This window comes from Ruegeria sp. CDSB013, assembly GCF_059611165.1.
Genome location: NZ_JBXWPA010000004.1, coordinates 348,505 through 371,309, shown reverse-complemented (window position 1 = coordinate 371,309; position 22,805 = coordinate 348,505). Strand labels below are relative to the sequence as shown.

Sequence of the window (22,805 nt, the reverse complement as noted above, 5' to 3'; positions counted from 1 at the left end):
TAAGATTGGTCATATCACCGCTCTTTTTTCGAGCGGTGATTAACGACGTGGGATAAGATCACAGGGTCCTGCGCCTGAACTGCGGTTTTCGCTTTTCCAGAAAGGCATTCATGCCTTCTTGTTGGGCCGGCAATCCATAAAGCGCGTGATACATCTGCCGCTCGAACCGCAAACCCGATTCAAGTGTGCTCTGGTCGGCCATGTTTACGCAGGTGCGCGCCATATTGACGATATCATCAGCGTAATCTGCAATGGTTTCGGCCACCTCTTGTGCTGTGTCCAAAAGGGTATTCTGCGTGACAACTCGACTGACCAAGCCCATCTGCAGGGCCTCTGACGCGTCGATCATGCGCCCGGTCAGGATCATGTCCATAGCTCTGGCACGACCGATCAGCCGTGTAAGCCGCTGCGTGCCACCAATGCCGGGAATGCAGCCGATTTTGATTTCGGGCTGGCCGAATTTGGCAGTGCCCGAGGCCAGAATGACGTCACACATCAGCGCAACTTCACATCCACCGCCCAAGGCATAGCCACTGACCGCCGCCACCTTGGGCAGGCGAAGCGCTGCAAACTTATCCCATTCGGCAAAGTAGTCACTTGCTTGCATAGTTGCGTAGGTTTGCACCGCAAGCTCGCCGATATCTGCCCCGGCGGCAAAAGCACGATCACTGCCCATAAGGATCAAGCAGCCGATGCCGGGATCCTTGTCGAACGCGGTCGCGGCGGCCAGGACTTCGTTCATGAGTTGAGTGTTCAACGCGTTCAGCTGATCGGGACGGTTGAAGCGGATCGTTGCGACCCGCCCCCGTGTTTCGGTTTCAATTGTCTCAAACATGATCAGCTATCCCAAATTGCGCCATAGGCGGGAATGCCAAGGCTTTCCATGTCATGCACTACCTTGCGGGTCAGCTTTTGGTTTGAGATCACGATGACCGCCTCAGCCGCACTGTCGCGAACGGCTTGCAAGGCAAGGGCCGAAAGGTTCGGTTTGCCGTCTTCGTCGGTGTCCCAGATCAAAGGCTGCTCGGTGTTGGCCTCGATCTCATCCACCAGCGCGTCACCATAGGTTTTGCGTGGGCTGCGGGTGGACCAGATCAGGCGGTTTGGCACCTCTTTAGCCAGCAGATGCGGCAGGATCGGTCCGATGCCTGAACCGGTGCCTACATACACCACCTTTTTGAACAACACTTCGATCCGTGCGACACCTGATGTGGTGATACCCTTGACCCAAACCTTCTTGGGCGGATTGTCGATAAAACGCCCGGTCCAGTCGCCCGCACGGCTGATGGCCAATCGGTAACCCGGCTGGTCCGGGGATGGGATATTGGCGAATGAGTGATACTCGCCAAACGGGGTGTGGCTGATCGCGTTCGAACTGCCGGGGAACGGAGTATCTCCATAGTCAAACTGCGCAATCACCGCATGGTTTGACGGCTTTTCGATCCGGACATTCACGCGTTTCAGGGTCAGCCAAGGGGACAGGATCGACAAGGTGATCAGGCAGAGCATCCAAAAGGCCGGGCTGTGCAACAACATGCCCCCCATGTCCTTAGTGATCGAGATCGTCTGCGCCCAAAACAATCCTAAAACCGTCCAGCCGACAAAGCGGTGCGTTTTCTCGAATGCATTGTGAAACCGGGCGCGGATCGGGCCGAGGGCCGAAATCACCATCAATGTCATCAAGACAACCATTGTGGCGCTCAGGCCCAGTGTCAGGTCTGAGGGCACGGCGGCGCCGTTGGAGCGGTTCCAAATCATCGCAAACAGAAGAAAACCGAACCAGATGGTCCCAGTGACGGTGCCGCCGGAATGCAACCCGCCAAAGTGGAACACCTTGCCGGCCCCCCAACGGATCCAAAGTGGCCATGATGTGGGAATGCGTGTGGCCAGCCAGAACAGGGCGTTGACCACCCGCTGTTGTCGGATCAGGATACCGAGGCTGAGGTTGATCAGCGCCATATCCGCAATAGGGCCGAGCGTGAATGCATTCTCAGCGAACCAAGTCCCATCGCGCAATCCAAACCCAAAGGCGGCCAGATTCACCAATGCAACAAGCATCACCAGGCGGCGGTATTCCATCAGGGCCGGGTGGCGGGTCACCCGCCGCCAGTTCAGGCCACCTGTGTCAAGATTTGTCGTCTGGGTCGTCATCAGCTCAACTCCGCACCAGTTGTCGCAATATGGGTGCGCGCGAGATCCAGCAGTAGACGCTTGTCCAGTTTGCCGCGCGGAGTGCGGGGCAGCGTGTCCATCGGGACTACAACGGCGGGGCTGCAGTAATATGGCAAGCGATCCGAAACGGATTGTGCCGCCTGCTTGGGGCAGGCCGACGACGGTGAGATAAAGCTGACCAGATTGCGGCTGTCATATTGCAACGTCACCGCCTGCTGACAGCAGGGCGAGGCCTCAAGCGCGGATGTAACGCCGTCCAGCTCAACCCGAAAACCCCGTACTTTGACTAGGTCGTCAACGCGCCCGAAATGTTCTAACTCACCGGTCTTCGTCCAGCGTCCCAGATCCCGGGTGCGGAACATCATATGGCCGGGTCGGAATGGGTCGGGTCGATAACGCTCGGCCGTCAGTTTGGGGTTGGCGAGGTAACCGGCTGTGACGCAATCGCCGCCAGCCCACATCTCGCCCTTTTCGCCGATGGGCAAAGGGCGCATGTTGTCGTCCAGAACATAGACCGTGTTGTTCGGTGTCGGGCGCCCGATCGACAGAACCGGTTTGTCGGGGTGATGCGGTTCGGCCGTATTGATGATGGTGGTCTCGGTCGGACCACAGGAATTGTAGAAAGTGCAAAAGGTTGACCAGCGATCGGCCAGCGGGCGGGGGCAAGGTTCGCCCGCTACGGCGACAGCCTTGACCTGCGTGCAGCGGGTCTGGTCCAGTGCATTCAGTATCGAAGGTGTGGCGATCAGTACATCCACCTTCTCGGCCGTTTCCTGAATCGATTTGCCACGGATCACCAAAGTTGCGCCATTGGACAAAGCGCCAAGGATCTCCCACGCGGCCATGTCGAATGAGATCGACAGGATCTGTCCGACCCGCAAGCCCGGCCGCATCCCCAGATCCCCGGGGGCGGTCAGCAGGATGTTGGCCAGGTTCTGATGGCTGACCTGTACGCCGTTTGGAACGCCGGTAGTGCCGGACGTGAACAATATCATCGCCAAATCGTCGGGGCTGGCCCGATAAGCAGGGCCGGGGGCCGGGGCGTCCAGCATCGGGTCGAACATCGTCGTATCAATTGTGATCAGGGTCTGGTCTAGTCCAACGAGGATTTGATCTGCCAGTTCGCTCAGGCTGAGTATGATTTTTGCACCAGTTACATTCGCAACATGGCGTAAGGTTTCCGTCGGCGCGACACCGACATGCTGCGGAATATAAGCGGCCCCAAGCTTTATGGCGGCGACGATACCTACGACCATTTCGACCGAACGATGCAGGAACAGGCACACCGCGTCGCCGCGTCTCACGCCATGGGCGCGCATGACATTTGCCAATCGGTTCGAGGCCTCGTCCAGCGCCCGGTAGCTAAGGTTATGGTCCGCGCATTCCACCGCGGTGGCATCGGGTTGATCTCGCAACGACTGGCGCAGCGCGTCGGCGATGGTGGCATAGCGTGGCGGAACCTGCGGGCCCCAACCAAAGGATAGAAACAGCTCTTGATCTTCGGGGCTGAGCGCGTCCAACGCACCCGGTTTTTTTGTGCGGGTTAAATCGGTTTGAGATAGGGGGGGGTAGTTTGTCTGGGGATCGGTTGCGATAAGGTGCATGGCATTCTCCAGTTCAAGAAGGGGTCACACCTTAGTGATAATGGGAAAAATTCCCATTAAAGATCACATTCGATCACATTTTGAACACGAAAGCGTTGAATTCGTTAATTCTAGGAAAATGTTATCAACTACCAATCCGTGACGAGTTCCCTAATGTCGAATGATCCCAAACCTCCTCTTGAAACCGCCCTGTCTGCGTTGCTGGTCCCACTGGCGCAGGCAATGGTTGCGCATGGGGTGACGCTTGGCACCGCGACCGAAGCGCTCAAACAAGCCCTGCTGACGGCAGCTGAGCAAAGCACAGACGGAAAGCTAAGCGACAGCCGCGCCAGCCTGTTGACGGGCCTGCATCGCAAGGATGTCAAAAGGCTGCGCAACACCGACGATGATGCCCCTTTGAAACGCAGTTGTAATGCGGCGGCACTGGTCATCAGCTTTTGGTCGACGACGCCCGAATTTTTGGACGACTTGGGCGCGCCACGGCTGCTGAGCCGCAAAGGCGACGAAACTGGCCCGGGATTTGATGATTTGGTGCGGCGCGCGCGTGTGGACATGGCCCCAGGTACCGTTCTGGAAACCTTGATCGACCAAAAGAACGTGGAACAGGTCGGCAAAGGCAATCTTCGCCTGTTGTCCCAAGCCTTTCTTCCTTCTGCTGGCAGCGCTGAACAGGTGGCGGCCTACGAGGCGACACTGTCTGCGCACCTTGCGGCGGCAACACAGAACCTGCTGGCCGAGCCGGATGCTCCAAGAAATTTCGACCGCGCGGTTCGGTATTCTCATATGTCGCCTGAATCAATTGAAGAGTTGCGCCAATTTTCGTCAGATCGGGCGCAATCATTGTTGCTAGAAATCAATGCCCTCGCTCGCGCGTTACAGGAAAAGGACAGTGACGGCGATCACAGCGGTCGGTTTGCAATGGGCGCCTTTGTCCTGCCCTCTCCGCAAAGGGTGCCAAGTAAAAACACGAAAGAGGATGAGTAGGCATGGGTGTGTTTCTTCGTGTGCTCGCGGCGTTTTTTATGGTGTTTTGGCTGCCCGCTCCGATTCAGGCCGAAGACAAAGGTGAAACTGATCGTGAAGGTGGCATTATCGGCACCGGTATCGTGGGCACGATCACCCATCTGGGCAGCATCCATGTAAATGGGCAGCATATTCTGTTCGATGACCAGATGCCGGTTGCCGGCTCGGCTCCTCTGATCACTGCGGGCGAGTTGAAGCCGGGTCATACCGTTGCGGTTGTTGTAACTCAGGAAAATGGTGGGTGGCACGCAAAACACATCCGTCAGGTCCTGCCGCTGGTCGGACCAGTGTCCAGCGTGCAGGACGGCAGGATATCGGTTCTTGGGACCGAAGTTGCGTTTGAACGGCGTGCAGACATTCAGGTCGGCGATTGGGTCGCTATCAGCGGATTGTGGCAAGGTCAGTCAGTGCGCGCTTCACACATTGAAAAACTGACAAGCGTTGGGCATCAGGCGCGGTTGTCCGGCACATATCTTGGGTCTGACCCTCAGGCCCAAACAGTGATCGGGGCAAGCGTTGTCAGTGGGCTTGAGCCGCAACATCTGTCGCCGGGTGATCTTGTTCGAGTTGTCGGGCAGCCAACACGCGACGGGATTATGGCCGAGCGTCAAGAAGCCGGGCTGTTCGCCGGTGCGGTCGGCGTTGTTCAGGTTCAGGGCTATTACTCGGAACCCCAGCCCAGTGGGTTGTATACGGTGCTGGGAAGTGGCTTGATCGCCTATAGCGATCAGCCCGAGATGATAGACCCGAACACCCTTGTTATCCGCTGCGGCGACGGCAGCGGGTTGGTGAATGCAGGCAGCATAGGTGCTTTCGCTCAGCTGGGATGCTGAAACGTGAACTCTGGTTTTGGCTTTCCGGCGACACGTTTGATCCGGGAGGGTTTAGTCGTGCCGTCAATCTAATCATAAGGTCTGATCCGTGTGGATCCGGCCGGAGTTTTGAAAGCACGAAAGCGTTTCAGAAATGAAACGCGAGGTGACTTGCCCCAAAGGCAAAGCTGAACTTATCGTCGCACGTAGGATAAGCACCCTGCGGGCAGCGCAGGGTAAAACTCTGGGAAAGCAAGTTTTCAAGAAGGTATGCCAGATGTCTGAAAGCACCCCAACGCGTGACGTCGTACTTAGCCAGGCGCAATCCGACAAATATTGGGGGGATGGGTTTCTTTTTCCGCTGACCATCTTTTCCGAAAAGGAGGCTGCCGAAACCCGCGCTGAGCTTGAGCGGATAGAGCGGGAGTGGCTTGACGCGGATCTGCCCTTGCCGTTGAACACCTATAAACGGGTCAACGCACATCTGGTGATGCCGCTTGCGGCGCGTGTCGCGACGGATCCCCGCGTATTGGATGTGGTTGAGGGTGTATTGGGGCCGGATATCATGGTCTGGTCAGCTGAATTCTTCATTAAAGAGCCGCACACAGCCCATACCGTCGGGATGCACCAGGATTTGACCTACTGGGGTATGGGTGAAACCCCGGATCAGGTCACCGCCTGGATTGCGTTGTCGCCGGCAAGGGTTGAAAGTGGGTGTATGGATTTTGTGCGCGGCAGCCACAAGAACCCGATCCTTCCCCATAAGGACACGTATTCAGACACCAATCTTCTGTCGCGCGGACAAGAGGTTGCTGTGGATGTCGCCGAGAAAGACAAGACCCACATCGAATTGGCACCAGGGCAGATGTCTCTGCATCATGGGCTGACAATCCACGGTTCGGGGCCCAATCAATCGGGTGACCGGCGTATTGGTCTTGCAATCCGCTATCTTAACCCGAATGCCAAGCAACTGGTTGCCGAGCGAGACTATGCCATGCTGGCGCGCGGTCAGGACGGCCAAAGCAATTTTGTTCATGTCGAGCCACCAACCGAGTTGTTTTCTGCTGATGCGCTTGCGCTGTACGACAGGGTTCGCAGCGATCAAAGCGCAGCGCTGGCAGAAGGTGCAAAAGGCTCAGTACCGTTATATGCGTCGTTCTGAAGCGCTTGCGCAAACGGTGGTCAACTGCAGTTGAATCAAAGCCCGATCGTGGCGCAGGGTTGCATTCAGGGGTATATTGCTGTTTCTGAGGCGGCGAAAAGCAAATCAGATATTCTCGGATCGCGGCTATGACAAAAACAGCATTGGTGACTGGTATTACAGGGCAGGACGGATCTTATCTTGCTGAGCTATTGCTGGAAAAAGGGTATGAAGTCCATGGGATCAAGCGCCGTGCATCTTCGTTCAACACACAGCGCATTGACCACATTTATCAGGACCCGCATGTGCCCAATCCGCGCCTGCACCTGCATTACGGTGACCTAAGCGATACATCGAACCTGACGCGCATCATTCAAGAGGTTCAGCCGGACGAGGTGTATAACCTTGGCGCTCAGTCCCACGTGGCGGTCAGTTTTGAATCGCCCGAGTATACCGCTGATGTCGACGCGATCGGTACGTTGCGCCTTCTCGAGGCGATCCGCTTTCTGGGTCTTGAGAAAAAGACACGCTTTTATCAGGCGTCCACGTCCGAACTGTACGGATTGGTCCAAGAAACACCGCAACGCGAGACAACGCCGTTTTATCCGCGTTCCCCTTATGCGGTGGCCAAGCTGTATTCCTATTGGATTACAGTGAACTACCGCGAAGCGTATGGCATGTATGCCTGCAACGGCATCCTGTTCAATCATGAAAGCCCACGCCGGGGCGAAACCTTTGTGACGCGCAAGATCACCCGTGGTCTCTCCAACATTGCACAAGGTCTGGAAAGCTGCCTTTACATGGGCAACATCGACAGCCTGCGCGACTGGGGGCACGCCAAGGATTACGTCCGGATGCAATGGTTGATGCTGCAACAGGACGCCCCCGAGGATTTTGTTATCGCAACGGGTGTGCAGTATTCAGTGCGGCAATTCATCGAATGGTCTGCCGCTGAACTGGGCGTGACGCTTGAATTCTCAGGTACAGGCGTCGATGAAATCGCTACGGTCAAATCCGTCGAGGGCGATAGTGCACCTGCGTTGAAGCCCGGCGATGTCATCATGCGCATCGATCCGCAATATTTCCGCCCGGCCGAAGTGGAAACATTGCTTGGCGATCCTTCGAACGCCAAAAACAAACTGGGCTGGGAACCGGAACTGACGGTTCAGCAGATGTGCGTTGAAATGATCACCGAGGACCTGAAGACAGCCAAACGGCATGCCTTGCTGAAACAGCATGGTTATGAATTGCCGGTCACTCTGGAAAATGGCTGAGGCGGGGGGCATGCGCAAGATCTACGTCGCCGGGCATCGCGGCATGGTCGGCGGCGCAATCCTGCGTCGCTTGCAAGACCGTCAGGCATCAGGTGAGGCGCTAGAACTTGTAACACGGACCCATGCGGAACTTGATCTGACCAGTCAAGCCGCTGTCGCCGATTTCATGCAGGCCGAGCGCCCAGACGTTGTCATTCTGGCGGCGGCTAAAGTCGGCGGAATCCATGCCAACAACACCTACCCGGCGGATTTCATTTACAAAAACCTGATGATCGAGTGCAACGTGATCCATCAGGCGTTTGCCGCGGGGGTCAAAAACCTGCTGCAATTGGGTAGTTCCTGCATCTATCCGCGCGCTGTGCCGCAACCAATGCGCGAAGATGCCCTGCTGACAGGTGTGCTAGAGCCGACAAACGAACCCTATGCCGTGGCAAAGATTGCCGGAATCAAGCTGTGTGAAAGCTACAATCGACAACATGACGTGGACTATCGTTCCGTGATGCCGACAAACCTGTACGGACCTGGCGATAATTTTCACCCTGAAAACAGTCACGTCCTACCCGCCCTGATCCGCCGATTTCACGAGGCACAGCGGAATGGGCTGAAGGAGGTTGTCATCTGGGGCACAGGTAAGCCCCGGCGCGAGTTTCTGCATGTTGACGACATGGCTGAGGCGTCTTTGTTCGTAATGGACCTGCCCCGTGCTGAGTATGAGGCAAATACCCAACCCATGCTGAGCCATATCAACGTGGGATGTGGCGAAGATATTTCGATCGCGGAACTGGCGGCGATGGTGGCAAAGATCACCGGGTTCACCGGGCGGATTACGCAAGACGTCAGCAAGCCGGACGGTACTATGCGGAAGCTGATGGATGTTTCCCGGCTGGCCGACATGGGATGGCGCGCGACTATCGGGATCGAAGACGGGATTCGTGAAACCTATGCCTGGTTTCTGGAGCAAGCCGAGGCAGAACTTCGCGCGAAGTGACCGCTCGGACAAAGATCCGGGCAGTCTGGCGGATCAGAACCAGCGGCCAATAGCTATGGCCGTTGGTGGTAAAGCCGTCGCGTCAGAAGCAGACGAAAGAACTTTGTACACGACCTGAGTTTCGGACGGTTCATCAAAGCCCATGAACCTGCTGATCGCGCCCCCACTGCCGCTGATTGCCGGGTTGGTGCCGGCAGCAAAGGCGGCTGGAAAATCCCATGTTTCCGACGAGCTTGCGAACAGTGCACCTTCGGTGTTTGTGCAAGTCGTTGCATCTAGTGTAGCGGTGCAAATCTGGGTGCCATCAGCAAACCGGACGAAATCACCACTTGGTGTGGCTCCTCGCTCAATCACAGCGCCGGTCGGGGTTCCGCTACTTTGCGTGACCGCCCCCAAAATATTTCCGGGCCCATAGCCATAGTCAGCCCGCATCAGGCGGCCAGCTGTTGTGTCCTCTGCGCTGTTTTGCACGGCCGTGCCAGAGGCGACCCCGGACGCTGGATCAAAGCTTAACGCCTCAAACCAATTGTTCCCATCCGGCGAGACCTTGATAGAAAATCCCGTGCTACCGGACAGACCCATTTCTGCATGACCGGTCCAATTGGATTGAAACAACAGGGATGCGGTCTCATCGGCATTTGCCTTGTTGATCTTTAGTTGATGCCCGGCACCTTCGTGGCTTAGCAAGGTTGCCGGCGCGCGCACTGACAGACGGTTGGTCGTGTCGTGCCCGGTGGCGATTCCGATGCCTGGCAGGTTCTGCGTCGTGGTCGGGGGTTCGATCCATGCTGACCCGTCCCAAATTGTCAGACGGTTATTCTCTTGGTCCCACGCGCGCCAGCCGGATTTGGGGGTTATAAAATGCCAGCCATTGTCCAACCAGGCTGCAAGGTCTCCGGCATGATCCGACCAATCGCCGATGGGTGTCGATCCAAGGGCATAAAGCTCACCCTGTGCCGGAACTGCGGGCGGGGTTGAGGCATTGGTAGACGCAACACTCAGCTGGACGATCAGATCAAGGCGTCTCAGGGCTTCGTTATGTGTGATGTGCTTTTGCGCTTGCGAAGGTTGCAGGAATGGCAGGTTCAATTTGGGCGAATTTTGGGACAAAGGGCATTCTCCGTTGGTTGTCGGATCGACAATTGCGTTGCGCGCCAGACTGCCGTGCCTCACGTGAATCCCACCTGACCGGTACGAACGCTCGGTTAATGTCGTGCCAATATTCTGGCTGAGTGAAGGGCTATCCAATCGCCCCCTGGGCCTTTCATCCACACCGAAAGAAAAAGGCAAACTGCAATGCCCGCAGTTTGCCCTTTAAACGATACCGTTTACCTCGTCTTCGAGGCCGTCATCCCTGGTTACTGAGCTGCCTGACCCGTGGCGACAACGTCGTGCAGGTATTTCTGCAAATCCTCTCGAAGGTCATCGCGCGCCAGCGCAAAGGCGACGGTCGCCTGCAGGAAACCCGCTTTGGACCCGCAGTCAAACCGCTGCCCATCGAATTTGTACCCGAAGACCGGGACACCGTTTCTGATGTCTTCGGCGATTGCGTCCGTCAGTTGAATCTCGCCGCCACTGCCCTGCTTATTCTGGTTGAGGTTGTACAGCACCGATGAACGCAGAATGTAACGGCCGATAACCGCCAGATTGGACGGTGCTTCCTCGGGTTTCGGTTTCTCGACCATGCCGCGCGCGCGGACAACTGTCCCGATGTTATCGCCTACATCCAGAACGCCGTAAGAGCTTGTCTTTTCAGAAGGAACCTCCATTGTGGCAACCATGTTGCCACCGGTTTCTTCATAAGCTTCCATCATCTGCTGCAGACACGGTTTTTCCGCGGCAATAACGTCGTCAGGCAGCATGACCGCAAATGGTTCATCTCCGATCAAGCGGCGCGCGCACCAAACAGCGTGACCTAACCCCAAGGCCTTGTGCTGCCGGATATAGGCGATCGCCCCGCTTTCCATGTTGGTGGCATTCAGCGTTTCCAACAGGTCGTCTTTGCCCTTTTCCTTAAGCGTTTGTTCAAGGATTTGATTGTGGTCAAAATAGTCCTCAAGCGCCGATTTTCCGCGGGATGTCACAAAGATAAATTCGGTGATCCCGGCGGCCCGGGCTTCGTCGATGGCATATTGAACCAGCGGGCGATCGACCAGGGTCATGATTTCCTTAGGTACCGACTTTGTCGCAGGCAGAAAGCGTGTGCCAAGACCCGCTACCGGAAAAACTGCCTTTGTGACCTTACGTCCCATACTACCTCTCAACTAAATGTCTTGTCCGAATGAATGCGCTTTGTCGACGCCACCTAATAGTGCGCGCGGTTGGAACAATCAACGCAAATAGGCAAAGCCAGCCAAGTTGGAGAAATCGTGCCACCGTTGAATTGGGAAGTCAAAATGCCTTGTTCAAGGCGGCCAAATCATAGCCTCGGTTGCGGCGCTAAATTAGTATAAAGCGCGCTTATCGGCATGTATTGGCTTCAAAAAGGAAACAATTTGGCGTCCTTGATATTGCCAGGAAGAACCCGCCCCGAATGCAAGGACTTGCTTCGGGGCAGGAAAGTTATGCCTTAGCCATGATCGCTTCGAGCGAGTCGTGCTCGGCCACAAAATGATTGGGCTTTACTTCGCTAAGTTGCGGAACATAGTCATTCTGACCAGCCGCCAAACGACTGGGCAGGAAACGCAACGCGGCTTTCGGATCCATCGGTGAGGGCAGTTCGCCGGGCAATTTCAGGCGTGTGCGACTGCGCTCTACGTCCGGGTCCGGAATTGGCACGGCCGAGATCAGCGATTTCGTGTATGGGTGGATCGGATCGGAGCAGATCACTTCTCCGTCACCCAACTCCACGATCCGGCCCAGATACAAGACCATGATCCGGTTCGACACAGCGCGTACCACGGAAAGGTCATGACTGATGAAGATCATCGACAGACCAAATTCCTGCTGCAACTCGCGCAATAGTTCCACGATCTGCGCCTGAATTGACACGTCCAATGCCGACACGGCTTCGTCACAGATGATCAGCTTGGGTTTGTTGATCATCGCCCGCGCAATGCCGACGCGCTGGTTCTGACCGCCCGAAAGCTCGTGCGGATAGCGGTTGATCATGTTGGCTTTCAGGCCGACCCTTTCCATCATTTCGGCGACCAGCTTCTTGCGTTCCCGCTCGGTCAGGTCAGGGCGATAGGTCTTCAGCGGTTCCGCAATTGAGGCCGAGATGGTCATCCGCGGATCGAGGCTGGCCAGTGGATCCTGGAACACGATCTGCAAGTCCTTGCGGTACTTGTTCAGTTCGCGCCGTTTCAACCCGACAATAGGATGGCCCAGCCAGCTGACATTACCCGCGCTGGGTTCGATCAATTGCAGAACGGCCCGCGCCAGCGTTGACTTGCCGCAGCCGGACTCGCCCACCACGCCCAGTGTTTCACCCTTGCGGATGTCAAAGCTGACGCCATCAACGGCTTTCAGCGGGACTTTGTGCCCAAACAATCCGCCCGAGACATGGATTGGAAAGTGCACTTTGACATCGTCAACTTTCAGCAGAGGGTCATCGACCTTATCAAGAGCCTTGGGCGCATCGCCGGCATCAATACGCGGCATCGCTTCCAGCAATGTTCGTGTGTACTCATGCTTTGGCGCGCGGAAGATTTCGCGCGTCTCACCAGCTTCGACGAATTGACCCAGACGCATGACCTGAACGCGGTCGCACATACGCGCGACAACGCCCATGTCATGTGTGATCAGGGCAATCGCCGTGCCTTCGTCCTTTTGCAGGCGTACCATCAGGTCCAAAATGTCTGCCTGAACGGTGACATCCAGCGCGGTTGTGGGTTCATCCGCAATCAACAGCTTCGGGTTACACAGCATGGACATTGCGATCATCACGCGCTGGCGCATACCGCCTGACAGTTCGTGGGGATACTGGTCCAGGCGCCGTTTGGCCTCGGGGATGCGTACACGGTCCAGCCATTCCAGGCATCGCGCCCGAGCAGCCGAACCTTGCAGCCCTTCGTGAACCTGCAGAACTTCGCGCATTTGTTGGCCAATCCGCAGATGCGGGGTCAGGGCGGTCAGCGGATCCTGGAAGATCATGCCGACATCGTCGCCACGGATCTGGTTCAGCTTGTTGACCGGCAGGTTCAGAATTTCCTGACCGTTCAGCATGGCAGAACCAGTTGCCTGCCCCGCAGGTGGCAACAGGCCCATCGCGGCCATGAATGTCTGGCTTTTGCCGGACCCACTTTCGCCCACGATGCCCAGGCATTCGCCTGGATTGATGTCAAAACTGATGCCTTTGACGGCCTCGACTACGCCATCGGCGGTGTTGAACTGGACGCCCAGGTCTTTTACGGAAAACAGGCTCATATCAGCGATCCTTCGGGTCCAGAGCGTCACGCAGGCCATCACCTATGAAGAACATGGTGATGATGATTGCGACGTAGAATGTCAGCGGGAACAACAGTTGCCACAAGGTGCCATAGCCCATCGTCCCGGCCCCTTCGGCGATCAAGCGACCCAGCGACGTGTAGGGTTCAGAAATCCCGAGACCGAGGAAAGAGATGAAGCTTTCCGTCAAGATCATTTCCGGTACCAGCAGCGAGGCATATACAATCACCACGCCCAGAAGGTTGGGCAGGATATGGCGATACATGATGGTGAACTCGCTAACCCCAGCTGCGCGTGCGGCCTCAATGAACTCGCGATTTTTTAGGGTCAGGGTCTGGCCTCGAACAATCCGTGCCATCGTCAGCCAACCAACCGCGCCGAGTGCGATAAACAGCATAACGAACGATCGACCCGCGACAACCAGCAACAGGATGATGACGAGCGTCGCCGGAATGGCCAGCAAGATATCGACGAAGCGCATCATCACGCCATCAGTGCGGCCTCCGATATAGCCCGCGGCAATACCGTAGCAGGTCCCAACGATCAGGGCCGTCGCGGCACCGATCAGCCCGACGAGCAGTGATGTTGTCGTCGCCTGAATGACACGGCTGTATAGATCGCGCCCCAGATCGTCGACGCCGAAGAAATGTCCAGTCTCTGCGGACGGCATTCCCATGCCGCGTACGTCGCCCATGACGTTCCAGTCGATTTCCTCGTTGCTCCAAACGGCAAAGTAGGGGCCAATGATCGTGAACAACACGATCATCGCCAGAATGAACAGGCTCGCCATGGCGGCTTTGTTGCGAACAAAACGCATCCGTGCGTCCTGCCAGAGTGAACGCCCCTGAATGACCGTGTAATCGGTGATGTCTTCGGCCAGGTGGGCGGCTTTTTGTGATTTACCAAGCATTGCCAGCCCCTCAGTAACGGATTTTCGGATCGAACCAGGCATAGGCCAGGTCGGTCAGCAGGTTTACGAGTACGGTCAGGACGCCATATAGGATCGTGACACCCAACAGCACCGCGTAATCACGCGATAGCGCGGACCCCACATAGGCCTGCCCCAGCCCACCGGTCGAAAAATAGATGTCCACAAAGACCGAACCGGTCAGTACATAGACGAAAACCGGACCCAGATAAGACACGACGGGCAGCAAGGTTGGTTTCAGTGCATGGCGCCAGATCACAGTTCTTGTCGGCAGACCCTTGGCGCGAGCCGTGCGGATGAAGTTCGAGTTCAGAACTTCCAGCATCGATGACCGCGTGATCCGCGCAATGGACCCCATGTATGAGGTCGCAAGCGCGATAACGGGCATGATCAGGTACGGCCACTGGCCGCCATTCCAGCCACCGCCCGGCAGCCATCCCAGCCACAAGGTGAAGGTCAGGATCAGGATCGGACCCATGATGAAGTTCGGCAGCGCCTGCGCTGCGATACCCAAGCCAACAGCGAAATAGTCGATCCAGCTGTTGTGCTTGATCGCCGCGGCAATCCCCAGCGCGACTCCGACGGTTGTTGCCACCAGGAAGGACAGCGAACCGTAGGTCAGCGAGATCGGGAAACCCTGCGCGATGATGTCATTCACATCCCGGTCCTTGAACTTAAAGGACGGGCCGAAATCAAAATGCACGACGATGTTGTACAGATAGTCCCACAGCTGTTTCCACAGCGGTTGGTCCAACCCGTACCGCGCCTCGATATTGGCCAGAACCGCGGGCGGCAGTGGCCGCTCCGAGGTGAAAGGCCCACCTGGCGCGAAGTGCATCAGAAAGAAACTTGCAACGATCAGCAAAAGGATCGTTGGGACGGCGATCAGCAATCGCCGGACGATATAGGCAAGCATTTCATGCCCCCATTATTGGCTTTGCCCCGGAAAGAACTCCGGGGCAAAGCTTGGTCTAAGGAAGATTATTCGGCGGTTTTGTAGAGGTTCTTGGAATACCAGTTCTGCTCTACGTTTTTGACCGGCCAGTTACCGACATCGCTGTCCATCATGTAAACGCCAGCATAGTGATAGATCGGGATAACGGGCGTCTCTTGCGCGATGATACGCTCGACCTCGGTGTACAGAGGTGCCGCATCGTCAGAGGTTTTGGCTTCGGACAGCAATTCATCAACGCGGGCGTTGTTGTACTTGCCGTCGTTATAGCCGGAATCCGACTGTAGCAGATCGAGGAAGGTAGAGGCTTCGTTATAGTCGCCACACCATGCGCCGCGTGCCATATCGAAGTTCTGGTTGCCACGCTCTTCCAGGAAGATTTTCCATTCCATGTTGGCCAGCTCGGCATTTACGCCCAGCTTTTGCTTCCACATCTGGCTCAGGGCTACGGCAACTTTTTTGTGCGCTTCCGAGGTGTTGTAAACCATCTCAAAGCTCAGTGGGTTGTCGGGACCATAACCAGCTGCGGCTAGCAGTTCCTTGGCCAGTTCGTCGCGCTCGGCCTGCGACATGGACGCCATTTCTACGTCTGGAACGTCAAAGCCAGCGGTTGCTGCCGGGGCAAAGGTATAAGCTTGCGGTTGCCCACCTGCCATGATGTTCTCGGTGATGATCTTACGATCAACTGCCAGGGACAGCGCCTGACGGACGTTCGGGTCCTTGAAGGCTTCGGGGCCACCATCGGACAGGTTGAACGTGTAATAATAGTTACACAGGCGCGGGAAGCTGATTGCTTCTTCCGGATGCTCTTTTTGCAAGCGTGGGAACTGACCTGCCGGAACTTCTGTGCGGTCCAGCTCACCTGCCAGGTAACGGGTCAGCGCGACGTTTTCGTCGTTGATGACCAGTGCCACGACTTTTTCGATGATCGTGTTGTCGTTATCCCAGTAGTTTTCGTTCCGCTCACGAACCGAACGTTCCTGCGGCAGATGCTCGGTCAGGACGTATGCACCGTTCGATACGATGTTTTCAGGCTTGGTCCAGGCGTCGCCAAACTCTTCAATGACTTTCTGCGGGGCAGGGAAAGTGGTCGAATGCGTGGTCATTTGCGGGAAGTACGGCAGTGGTGCGCTGAGCGTCACTTCAAGCGTGTGGTCGTCGATGGCTTTAACGCCCAAGTCGTCAACCGACTTGTCACCTGCGATGATTTCAGATGCGTTCTCGATCGACATCAGTTCCATGAACCATGCATAGGGCGAGGACAGGGCGGGATCGACGGCACGTTTCCAGGCGAAAACAAAATCGCTGGCGGTTACCGGATCACCATTCGACCACTTCGCATTGTCGCGCAGGGTAAAGGTGTAAACGTCTTTAGAGTCGTTGGTCGTGTAACCGGTGGCAACACCGGGGACCAGATTGCCGTCTTCGTCCTGGTTCATCAGGCCTTCGAACAGGTCACGCACGATCTCGGCGCCGGATACATCTTCAACAACCTGAGGGTCGACTGAACTGTGCTCGTCCAGAATACGATAGGTAAAGGTCTGGTCATCCGCCAACGCTTCGCCGGTTTCTGGATGGGTTCCGGCGGCAAAGGCAGCGCCGGTAATCATGGTCGAGGTCAACAGCCCCGCAAGAGATGTACGAATATACTTGTTCATGTTTTTCAACTCCCGTTTTTTATTCGGCAACCCACGCGCATCCCTTCAGGATGGCTGAAGGCCACCATGTTTGTCCGACCCAGAAAGAGACCGGGACTGGTTCGAATTTTGCTTTTTCAGATCGCAATGAACACCGCGTCGCAGTCTTTCGGTTTGCAGTCGGGAACGTGTTTGCAAAAGTCGCCTTTCACTGACGTCGAACGTGGCATTATTTCAAAAAAGGTTAAAGCCTTTGCCTGAAAATTGGGCAACCAGAGGTGGATTGTGAATGGAAACGGGGGTGCAGTGGAAATTTTATGTTGAAACTCGAAGGCTTCGTGACATTTTCGTGAAAGGCGACGTTTTTCGTTTGGCTGTTGCCGTCGGGTCAAACAGCTGAAGGGTCTCAGGAACAGGGCGAATCGCTACTGTTTCAGGCTGGCCTTCATTCCCGCATCAGGAAAGCAGGTAGGAGCCTGGCCGATCGATTCTTGCCAGCGTCCGATCGAGCGACGGGTTTTGAAACCCGGTAGGCCATCTGCTCCGCCCACGTCGTGTCCTTGTTGTTCCAGTGTGCGTTGCATGGCAGCGATATCGGATCGGTACATGGCGTCGATCTTGCCCCAGCGACCAGAAAAATCGCCAACGCCATATTGAATGCGGTCTCCGACGTGTCCAACGAACAAGGCATACAGATCGCTTTTGTTGTATTCCTTGAGGACATAGAAGTTCGGCGTGACGACAAAGGCAGGGCCGTTCCGCCCTGCGGGCATCATCAAATACCCATCTCCGGCCAGTTCATGTTTTGGAAACGGCTTGCCTGACACGCGCGCAATTCCCATTGCGGCCCAGTCCCTAATGGGTCTGCCCTGGTCAGGACCTTCCAGCGCGCAGGATATGGTGTCAGGAACAACGACTTCGAACCCCCAATCGCGCCCGGCCCTCCAGCTATGCTGCGCCAGATAATTCCCGATAGAAGCAATAGTGTCTTCGGCAGAGGTCCAAATGTCAGCTTTCCCGTCCGCGTTCCCGTCGGCCGCATAGGTCAGGAAATTGGAGGGCATGAATTGCGGTTGACCCAAAGCGCCCGCCCAACTGCTTTTCATTGTGCCCGGTGGTGCATCGCCCGCCTCGGCGATTTGCAGTGCCGCGATCAGCTCTTTGGTAAAATAGTCAGCGCGGGTACTCATGAACCCTTTGGTGCCCAACACCTGGAACGTGTTGTGCCGAATGGGAACTTGCCCATAGCCGCTCTCACGACCCCATATGGCCAGAATGATGCGGGCGGGCACGCCTGTTTCGGCCTCGACGCGCGACAAGGTTGCGGCGTGTCGCCGGGCCATCTGCCGCCCGACTGATGTCGCTCCCTGTACGGAACCCGCCTTGAAGTAACGACCCGGAGAGCCAAATTCAGCCTGTTTTTGCCGTTTCGGGGTTTTGATCGGTTGCCCCGGCGGCACGAGATCCGGCAATTTCCAGTTCAGCGTCACACCGTCAAAGGCCTGCTGCATCGTGCGCCTGGAAACACCCTTGGCTCTGGCCTTTGGCCAGATGGTTTCTTGCAGCCAAGCCTGGAATTGTTTTTCAACCGCAGCACGATCTTGTGCGGTTGCGCTTGTGGACAGGCACCAAAGACCCAGGACGAACATAATCCATCGCATCGCTTAAGGTCTGGCTTGGTCAAAGCCGCAAGTCAACAGCGGTTTTCCCGTGGTTTTGTCTGCACCTATTCCCACAGTTGATCAGGGTCGGTGGCAGAGCACCGACCTATTTGGGAAAAAGCCTTGAGAAATTTCATTTGTCTGCTGATAGTTGGCGCGAGAGATTGCTTTAGGAGGACAATCAGGCGTGGCCCTATTCCGAATGTCACCAAAGGCGATGCAAGTTGTGATTGTCGCTGCGGCTCTCTCTGCTACGGCGCAAGCTGCCGGTGCAAGTGACAGTTTCATGGACCCACAAGGTCCGATTGCCGCTGTCCAAAAAGTGCACCTTTTCCGGGCAACTGTCCTGATCCTATTGGCAGTTATTCCGGTTCTTGTTCTGGTGCCGCTGATTGCTTTTCGGTATCGCCGCCGAAAAGAAGGCGGAGCCACATACCGGCCCAAGTGGGATTTCTCCGGTCCGTTGGAGTTCGTTATGTGGGGCGTGCCGGTCCTGATTGTCGCGCTGCTGTCTTTCTATCTGTGGAAGGCGACCCACCGATTGGACCCATATTCGGATCGCTTTGGCGAAATGCCTGCGCTGAACGTTCAGGTCGTCGGATTGGATTGGAAATGGCTGTTCATCTACCCTGACCTAGGCATCGCCAGCGTCGGAGAGCTTGGCATTCCCGTCAAACAGCAGGTCGCAATGACACTGACGACCGACACTGTGATGCAGTCCTTCATGATCCCTGCTTTGGCTGGCCAGATTTATGCAATGCCCGGTATGACGACAGAACTGCATGTCGTGTCGGATGTGGCTGCAACAATGCAGGGCGAGAACACCCAATATAACGGGCGCGGGTTCACCAAACAGAAGTTCCAAACCGTCGCCATGTCCGCTGAGGAATTCAACGAATGGGCCGACAAGGTCCGCAGCAACGGCATTGCGCTGAATGACGAGACCTATCGCATTTTAGCCATGCGGACGGACCGGGACGAGGTGCAGGCCGCGTTGGGAACCGCGCAAATGCCAGATAACGCGTTGTATTTCACGCTGGAGGACAGCAACCTGTTTCATTCAATTGTGCATCGGTATCACGGCAACAATGCTCTGACCGCCGACCAGCAGCCAGGGACGGTAGAATTCGGACGGGAGGCGCAGCAATGACCACCAATGGTTCTGGCTTCTTCGGCCGCCTGGATTGGGACGCGTTTCCGATCACAGGGCTTATTCAGAATCCCAACACAAATGAGATTGTCGCCAACACGGCCGCTGCGATAGTGATCGTCGGTGTCATCGTCGTCGTCGGATCATTAACGTGGTTTCGTCTTTGGGGACCATTGTGGCGCGATTGGCTGACCAGTTCGGATCACAAGAAGATCGGCATCATGTACATCGTCTTTGCAATCGTCATGCTGGCGCGCGGTGTGTTGGAAGGCGTGGTAATGCGTGCGCAGCAGGCGGCAGGGCCGGGCGACGGGTTTCTAGAGGCCGAGCATTTTGCCGAGCTCTTCAGTACTCACGGGACCATCATGATCTTCTTCGTCGCCGTACCATTTGTGTTCGGTCTTGCGAATTTCCTGATACCGCTGATGATCGGCGCTCGCGATGTGGCTTTCCCCGTGATGAACCAAATCAGCCTTGGGCTGACCGTCTCAGCCGGGATGATGCTGATGGTCTCGCTTGTGGTGGGCGAGTTTTCGACTGGCGGCTGGACAGCATACCCGCCGTACACTGGTGCGGCGTTCAATCCCGGTGTTGGCCCTGACTACTGGATCTGGGCGATCGTCGTCTCTGGTGTCGGAACCACACTTACGGGCATCAATTTTGCAGTCACGATCTATAAGCTGCGCGCGCCGGGCATGAAATTCATGCGGCTGCCGATGTATTGCTGGACAATCATCTGCAGCTCAATCCTGATCGTCTTTGCCATGCCGCCTCTGGGCGTTGCCGCACTGATGCTTGCAGCAGACCGGTATCTGGACTTTCATTTTTTCACCAACGACCTTGGTGGCAACATGATGAACTATGCCAATATGTTTTGGCTGTTTGGTCATCCCGAAGTCTATTTGCTGGTTCTGCCGGCCTACGGTATCTACTCAGAGGTCTTCGCAACATTCTCGGCCAAGCGCTTGTATGGCTACAACTCACTGGTTATCGCCACCATGTCGATTGCGGTGTTGTCATTCACCGTCTGGCTACACCACTTCTTCACTATGGGTCAAAGCGCGCTGATCAATGCCGTGTTTGGCATCGCCACAATGCTAATCGCGATCCCGACCGGCGTGAAAGTCTATGACTGGATGGCAACGCTGTTCCGGGGGCGCATCCGGTTTTCCGTTCCCATGCTCTATGGCCTGTCTTTCCTGATGCTGTTCGTTATAGGTGGGCTATCCGGCGTGATCCTCGCCAACCCGACGGTGGACTATCAGGTTCACAACACACTGTTCCTGGTCGCCCACTTCCATAACGTCCTGTTGCCAGGCGTGCTGTTCGGACTGCTTGCCGGATACAACTATTGGTTCCCCAAAGCATTCGGGTTCCGCCTGAACGAGTTCTGGGGCCGTATCTCGGTTGCGTTGTGGACCGTCGGGTTCATGCTTACATTCCTGCCGCTGTATTTCGTCGGCCTGATGGGAATGCCACGCAGGTCATTCAGTTGGGAGGACCCGAGTTTCCACCCGTACATGATCGTCGCCGTCGTCGGCGCGCTGATCATATTGGCGGCTTTGCTGTCGGTGGTCGTGCAACTGTGGGTCAGTATCCGTGATCGGGAAAACGCACGCGTTCCGGTCGGTGATCCGTGGGATGCGCACACGTTGGAATGGGCGATCCCGGCCCCGCCTCCCTCCTACAATTTTGCCATCATCCCCCATGTGACCGATCGAGACGATTTTGCCGCCGCGAAAGAGCGCGGCAACGCGTATCCGTCGCCTGAGGCCTATGAGGATATCTCGGTTCCGTTGAACACTGGCATTGGGTTCAGTCTCTGCGTGCTCAGCGGGGTTTGGATGTTTGCGCTGGTCTGGTGGATTTGGTGGCTGGCGGCGCTGATGACAATCTTGATGCTTGCATCCTTTATCGCATGGACGTTTAAGGCCGAAACAGAGCGGGTCATCCCGGCAGACGACGTGCGTAAGCAGCACGAAGCCTGGTTGGATCTGGTTCACAATTCTACGCCGGTTGACCGTGATCACGAAACAGCCCCGGAAAATCGCGGATTGGCCCGCTCTGATCTGGAGGCCGTGACATGAAACGCGCGCCCACCCACAGCTATCCCGGCCTGAACCTTGGACGGCGGCACGCAAGTGCCGACAAGGCAAGCGAAGTCGTCACCTTTGGGTTCTGGGTCTTTCTGATGAGCGATCTGGTCTATTTCGGGCTGATGTTCGCGATCTACATCACGATGATCGACGCACAGGCAGGCGGACTCGGGCCGCACGAACTGTTCGACCTTAAAAGCATCTTTGCGCAGACGCTGATCCTTTTGACCAGCAGCCTTACCGTGGGTCTGGCGATGCTTGCGCTCAAATACAATCTTCCGCGGTGGCGGATCATATTCTGGTTCTTCGTGACTCTGGTTCTTGGTCTCAGTTTTCTGGTTCTGGAGATCCGCGATTTCATGGCGATGGCGGAAAAGGGCGGTATCCCTCAGCGTAGCGGTTTTCTGTCCGCGTTTTATGGCTTGGTACCCCTTCACGGCCTGCACGTTACAGCAGGGTGCATTTGGCTGATCGTGCTGGGCATTCAGCTAAGGGTCTTTGGCCTGACTGATCTCCTGATGTCACGCGTGGTGCGGCTGGCGTTGTTCTGGCACTTTCTGGACCTCATCTGGATCGGCATCATCACGATCGTTTATTTCGGAGGGCTGACTTATGGATAAACGTAGCGAAATGCATCGCCGCGAGCGCCGCCGTTATGTGATCGGCTATGGTGGGTCGCTTTTGTTGACCTTTGCAGTTTTCGGAATCGCTTATCGTTACGGCATTGAGACAAAGGGCGTTTACCTTGCAATCAGTCTGCTTGGGTTGGCTCAGCTGATCGTACAGCTGGTTTATTTCCTGCACATCGACCGACGTCGCAGCAGCCGCGAAGATCTGGACCTTATCCTGTTTTCCACGATGGTGCTGCTGATCATCATTCTTGGAACTGTTTGGATCATGGGTAATCTGGCGGTTCGGATGCACACGTTTCCAATGTGACGTTCGGCCAAGCCAAATGAAGGGGGCTGGTTCATGAAA

The 22,805-nt window shown here is 56.2% G+C and carries 19 protein-coding genes; 9 read left to right on the top strand and 10 right to left on the bottom strand.

Annotated features, from left to right (window positions below; translation table 11 throughout):
• Positions 1-58: 58 nt before the first annotated feature.
• Genes AC2FJF_RS09925 through AC2FJF_RS09915 form a run of 3 tightly spaced genes read right to left on the bottom strand, consistent with a single transcriptional unit; the run spans position 59 to position 3,776 of the window.
• Positions 59-835 carry an enoyl-CoA hydratase-related protein gene (locus AC2FJF_RS09925; RefSeq protein ID WP_496725091.1) on the bottom strand — a complete coding sequence of 259 codons (777 nt, stop codon included), beginning with the start codon at positions 833-835 and terminating at the stop codon, positions 59-61.
• Between the two features lie 2 nt (positions 836-837).
• On the bottom strand, positions 838-2,151 hold the full coding sequence (locus tag AC2FJF_RS09920) for a ferredoxin reductase domain-containing protein (RefSeq protein WP_496725089.1): 1,314 nt from the start codon (positions 2,149-2,151) through the stop codon (positions 838-840).
• Positions 2,151-3,776: an amino acid adenylation domain-containing protein gene (locus AC2FJF_RS09915; RefSeq protein WP_496725087.1), complete on the bottom strand. Its 1,626-nt coding sequence runs from the start codon at positions 3,774-3,776 to the stop codon at positions 2,151-2,153. Before AC2FJF_RS09915 ends, AC2FJF_RS09920 begins: the two co-directional genes overlap by 1 nt.
• A gap of 138 nt (positions 3,777-3,914) precedes the next feature.
• Here AC2FJF_RS09915 and AC2FJF_RS09910 point away from each other — a divergent pair, with 138 nt between their 5' ends.
• From AC2FJF_RS09910 to fcl, 5 genes are all read left to right on the top strand, one after another.
• Positions 3,915-4,760, top strand: coding sequence for a DUF6502 family protein (locus AC2FJF_RS09910; protein WP_496725085.1), 846 nt, complete (start codon positions 3,915-3,917; stop codon positions 4,758-4,760).
• Positions 4,761-4,762: 2 nt separating this feature from the next.
• On the top strand, positions 4,763-5,632 hold the full coding sequence (locus AC2FJF_RS09905; RefSeq protein ID WP_496725083.1) for a DUF5666 domain-containing protein: 870 nt from the start codon (positions 4,763-4,765) through the stop codon (positions 5,630-5,632).
• Positions 5,633-5,888: 256 nt separating this feature from the next.
• The gene (locus AC2FJF_RS09900) at positions 5,889-6,773 is read left to right on the top strand and encodes a phytanoyl-CoA dioxygenase family protein (protein WP_496725081.1); all 885 of its coding nucleotides are present in this window, start codon (positions 5,889-5,891) and stop codon (positions 6,771-6,773) included.
• Between the two features lie 128 nt (positions 6,774-6,901).
• Positions 6,902-8,026 (top strand): GDP-mannose 4,6-dehydratase, encoded by a 1,125-nt coding sequence (gene gmd, locus AC2FJF_RS09895; RefSeq protein ID WP_113790783.1) that lies wholly within the window; start codon positions 6,902-6,904, stop codon positions 8,024-8,026.
• A 10-nt stretch (positions 8,027-8,036) separates the two neighbouring features.
• Positions 8,037-9,014, top strand: a complete 978-nt coding sequence (gene fcl, locus AC2FJF_RS09890; RefSeq protein ID WP_496725079.1) for a GDP-L-fucose synthase — start codon at positions 8,037-8,039, stop codon at positions 9,012-9,014.
• Positions 9,015-9,047: 33 nt separating this feature from the next.
• On the opposite strand, the gene AC2FJF_RS09885 is transcribed toward fcl, so the two are convergent.
• The 7 genes from AC2FJF_RS09885 to AC2FJF_RS09855 form a co-directional block, all read right to left on the bottom strand.
• Positions 9,048-10,124, bottom strand: a complete 1,077-nt coding sequence (locus tag AC2FJF_RS09885) for a DUF2793 domain-containing protein (RefSeq protein ID WP_496725077.1) — start codon at positions 10,122-10,124, stop codon at positions 9,048-9,050.
• 248 nt (positions 10,125-10,372) lie between these two features.
• Positions 10,373-11,266, bottom strand: a complete 894-nt coding sequence (galU, locus tag AC2FJF_RS09880; RefSeq protein ID WP_496725075.1) for a UTP--glucose-1-phosphate uridylyltransferase GalU — start codon at positions 11,264-11,266, stop codon at positions 10,373-10,375.
• A gap of 310 nt (positions 11,267-11,576) precedes the next feature.
• Positions 11,577-13,382 (bottom strand): ABC transporter ATP-binding protein, encoded by a 1,806-nt coding sequence (locus AC2FJF_RS09875; protein ID WP_496725073.1) that lies wholly within the window; start codon positions 13,380-13,382, stop codon positions 11,577-11,579.
• 1 nt (position 13,383) lies between these two features.
• Positions 13,384-14,313 carry an ABC transporter permease subunit gene (locus AC2FJF_RS09870; RefSeq protein ID WP_496725071.1) on the bottom strand — a complete coding sequence of 310 codons (930 nt, stop codon included), beginning with the start codon at positions 14,311-14,313 and terminating at the stop codon, positions 13,384-13,386.
• Between the two features lie 10 nt (positions 14,314-14,323).
• Entirely contained in the window at positions 14,324-15,247 is a 924-nt protein-coding gene (gene oppB, locus AC2FJF_RS09865) for an oligopeptide ABC transporter permease OppB (RefSeq protein ID WP_058277210.1), read from the bottom strand.
• Positions 15,248-15,312: 65 nt separating this feature from the next.
• Positions 15,313-16,941 carry a peptide ABC transporter substrate-binding protein gene (locus tag AC2FJF_RS09860; protein ID WP_496725069.1) on the bottom strand — a complete coding sequence of 543 codons (1,629 nt, stop codon included), beginning with the start codon at positions 16,939-16,941 and terminating at the stop codon, positions 15,313-15,315.
• Between the two features lie 404 nt (positions 16,942-17,345).
• Positions 17,346-18,569 carry a lytic murein transglycosylase gene (locus AC2FJF_RS09855; protein ID WP_496725067.1) on the bottom strand — a complete coding sequence of 408 codons (1,224 nt, stop codon included), beginning with the start codon at positions 18,567-18,569 and terminating at the stop codon, positions 17,346-17,348.
• 199 nt (positions 18,570-18,768) lie between these two features.
• Between AC2FJF_RS09855 and AC2FJF_RS09850 the strand changes: the two genes are divergently transcribed.
• From AC2FJF_RS09850 to AC2FJF_RS09835, 4 genes are read left to right on the top strand one after another with little or no spacing between them, the layout of a single operon-like run.
• Positions 18,769-19,731, top strand: coding sequence for a cytochrome ubiquinol oxidase subunit II (locus tag AC2FJF_RS09850; RefSeq protein ID WP_496725065.1), 963 nt, complete (start codon positions 18,769-18,771; stop codon positions 19,729-19,731).
• Positions 19,728-21,818 carry a cbb3-type cytochrome c oxidase subunit I gene (locus tag AC2FJF_RS09845; RefSeq protein WP_496725063.1) on the top strand — a complete coding sequence of 697 codons (2,091 nt, stop codon included), beginning with the start codon at positions 19,728-19,730 and terminating at the stop codon, positions 21,816-21,818. The genes AC2FJF_RS09850 and AC2FJF_RS09845 overlap by 4 nt, the downstream gene beginning before the upstream one ends.
• Positions 21,815-22,447: a cytochrome c oxidase subunit 3 gene (locus tag AC2FJF_RS09840; RefSeq protein ID WP_496725061.1), complete on the top strand. Its 633-nt coding sequence runs from the start codon at positions 21,815-21,817 to the stop codon at positions 22,445-22,447. The genes AC2FJF_RS09845 and AC2FJF_RS09840 overlap by 4 nt, the downstream gene beginning before the upstream one ends.
• The gene (locus AC2FJF_RS09835; protein ID WP_113790775.1) at positions 22,440-22,766 is read left to right on the top strand and encodes a cytochrome o ubiquinol oxidase subunit IV; all 327 of its coding nucleotides are present in this window, start codon (positions 22,440-22,442) and stop codon (positions 22,764-22,766) included. Before AC2FJF_RS09840 ends, AC2FJF_RS09835 begins: the two co-directional genes overlap by 8 nt.
• Positions 22,767-22,805 lie beyond the last annotated feature (39 nt).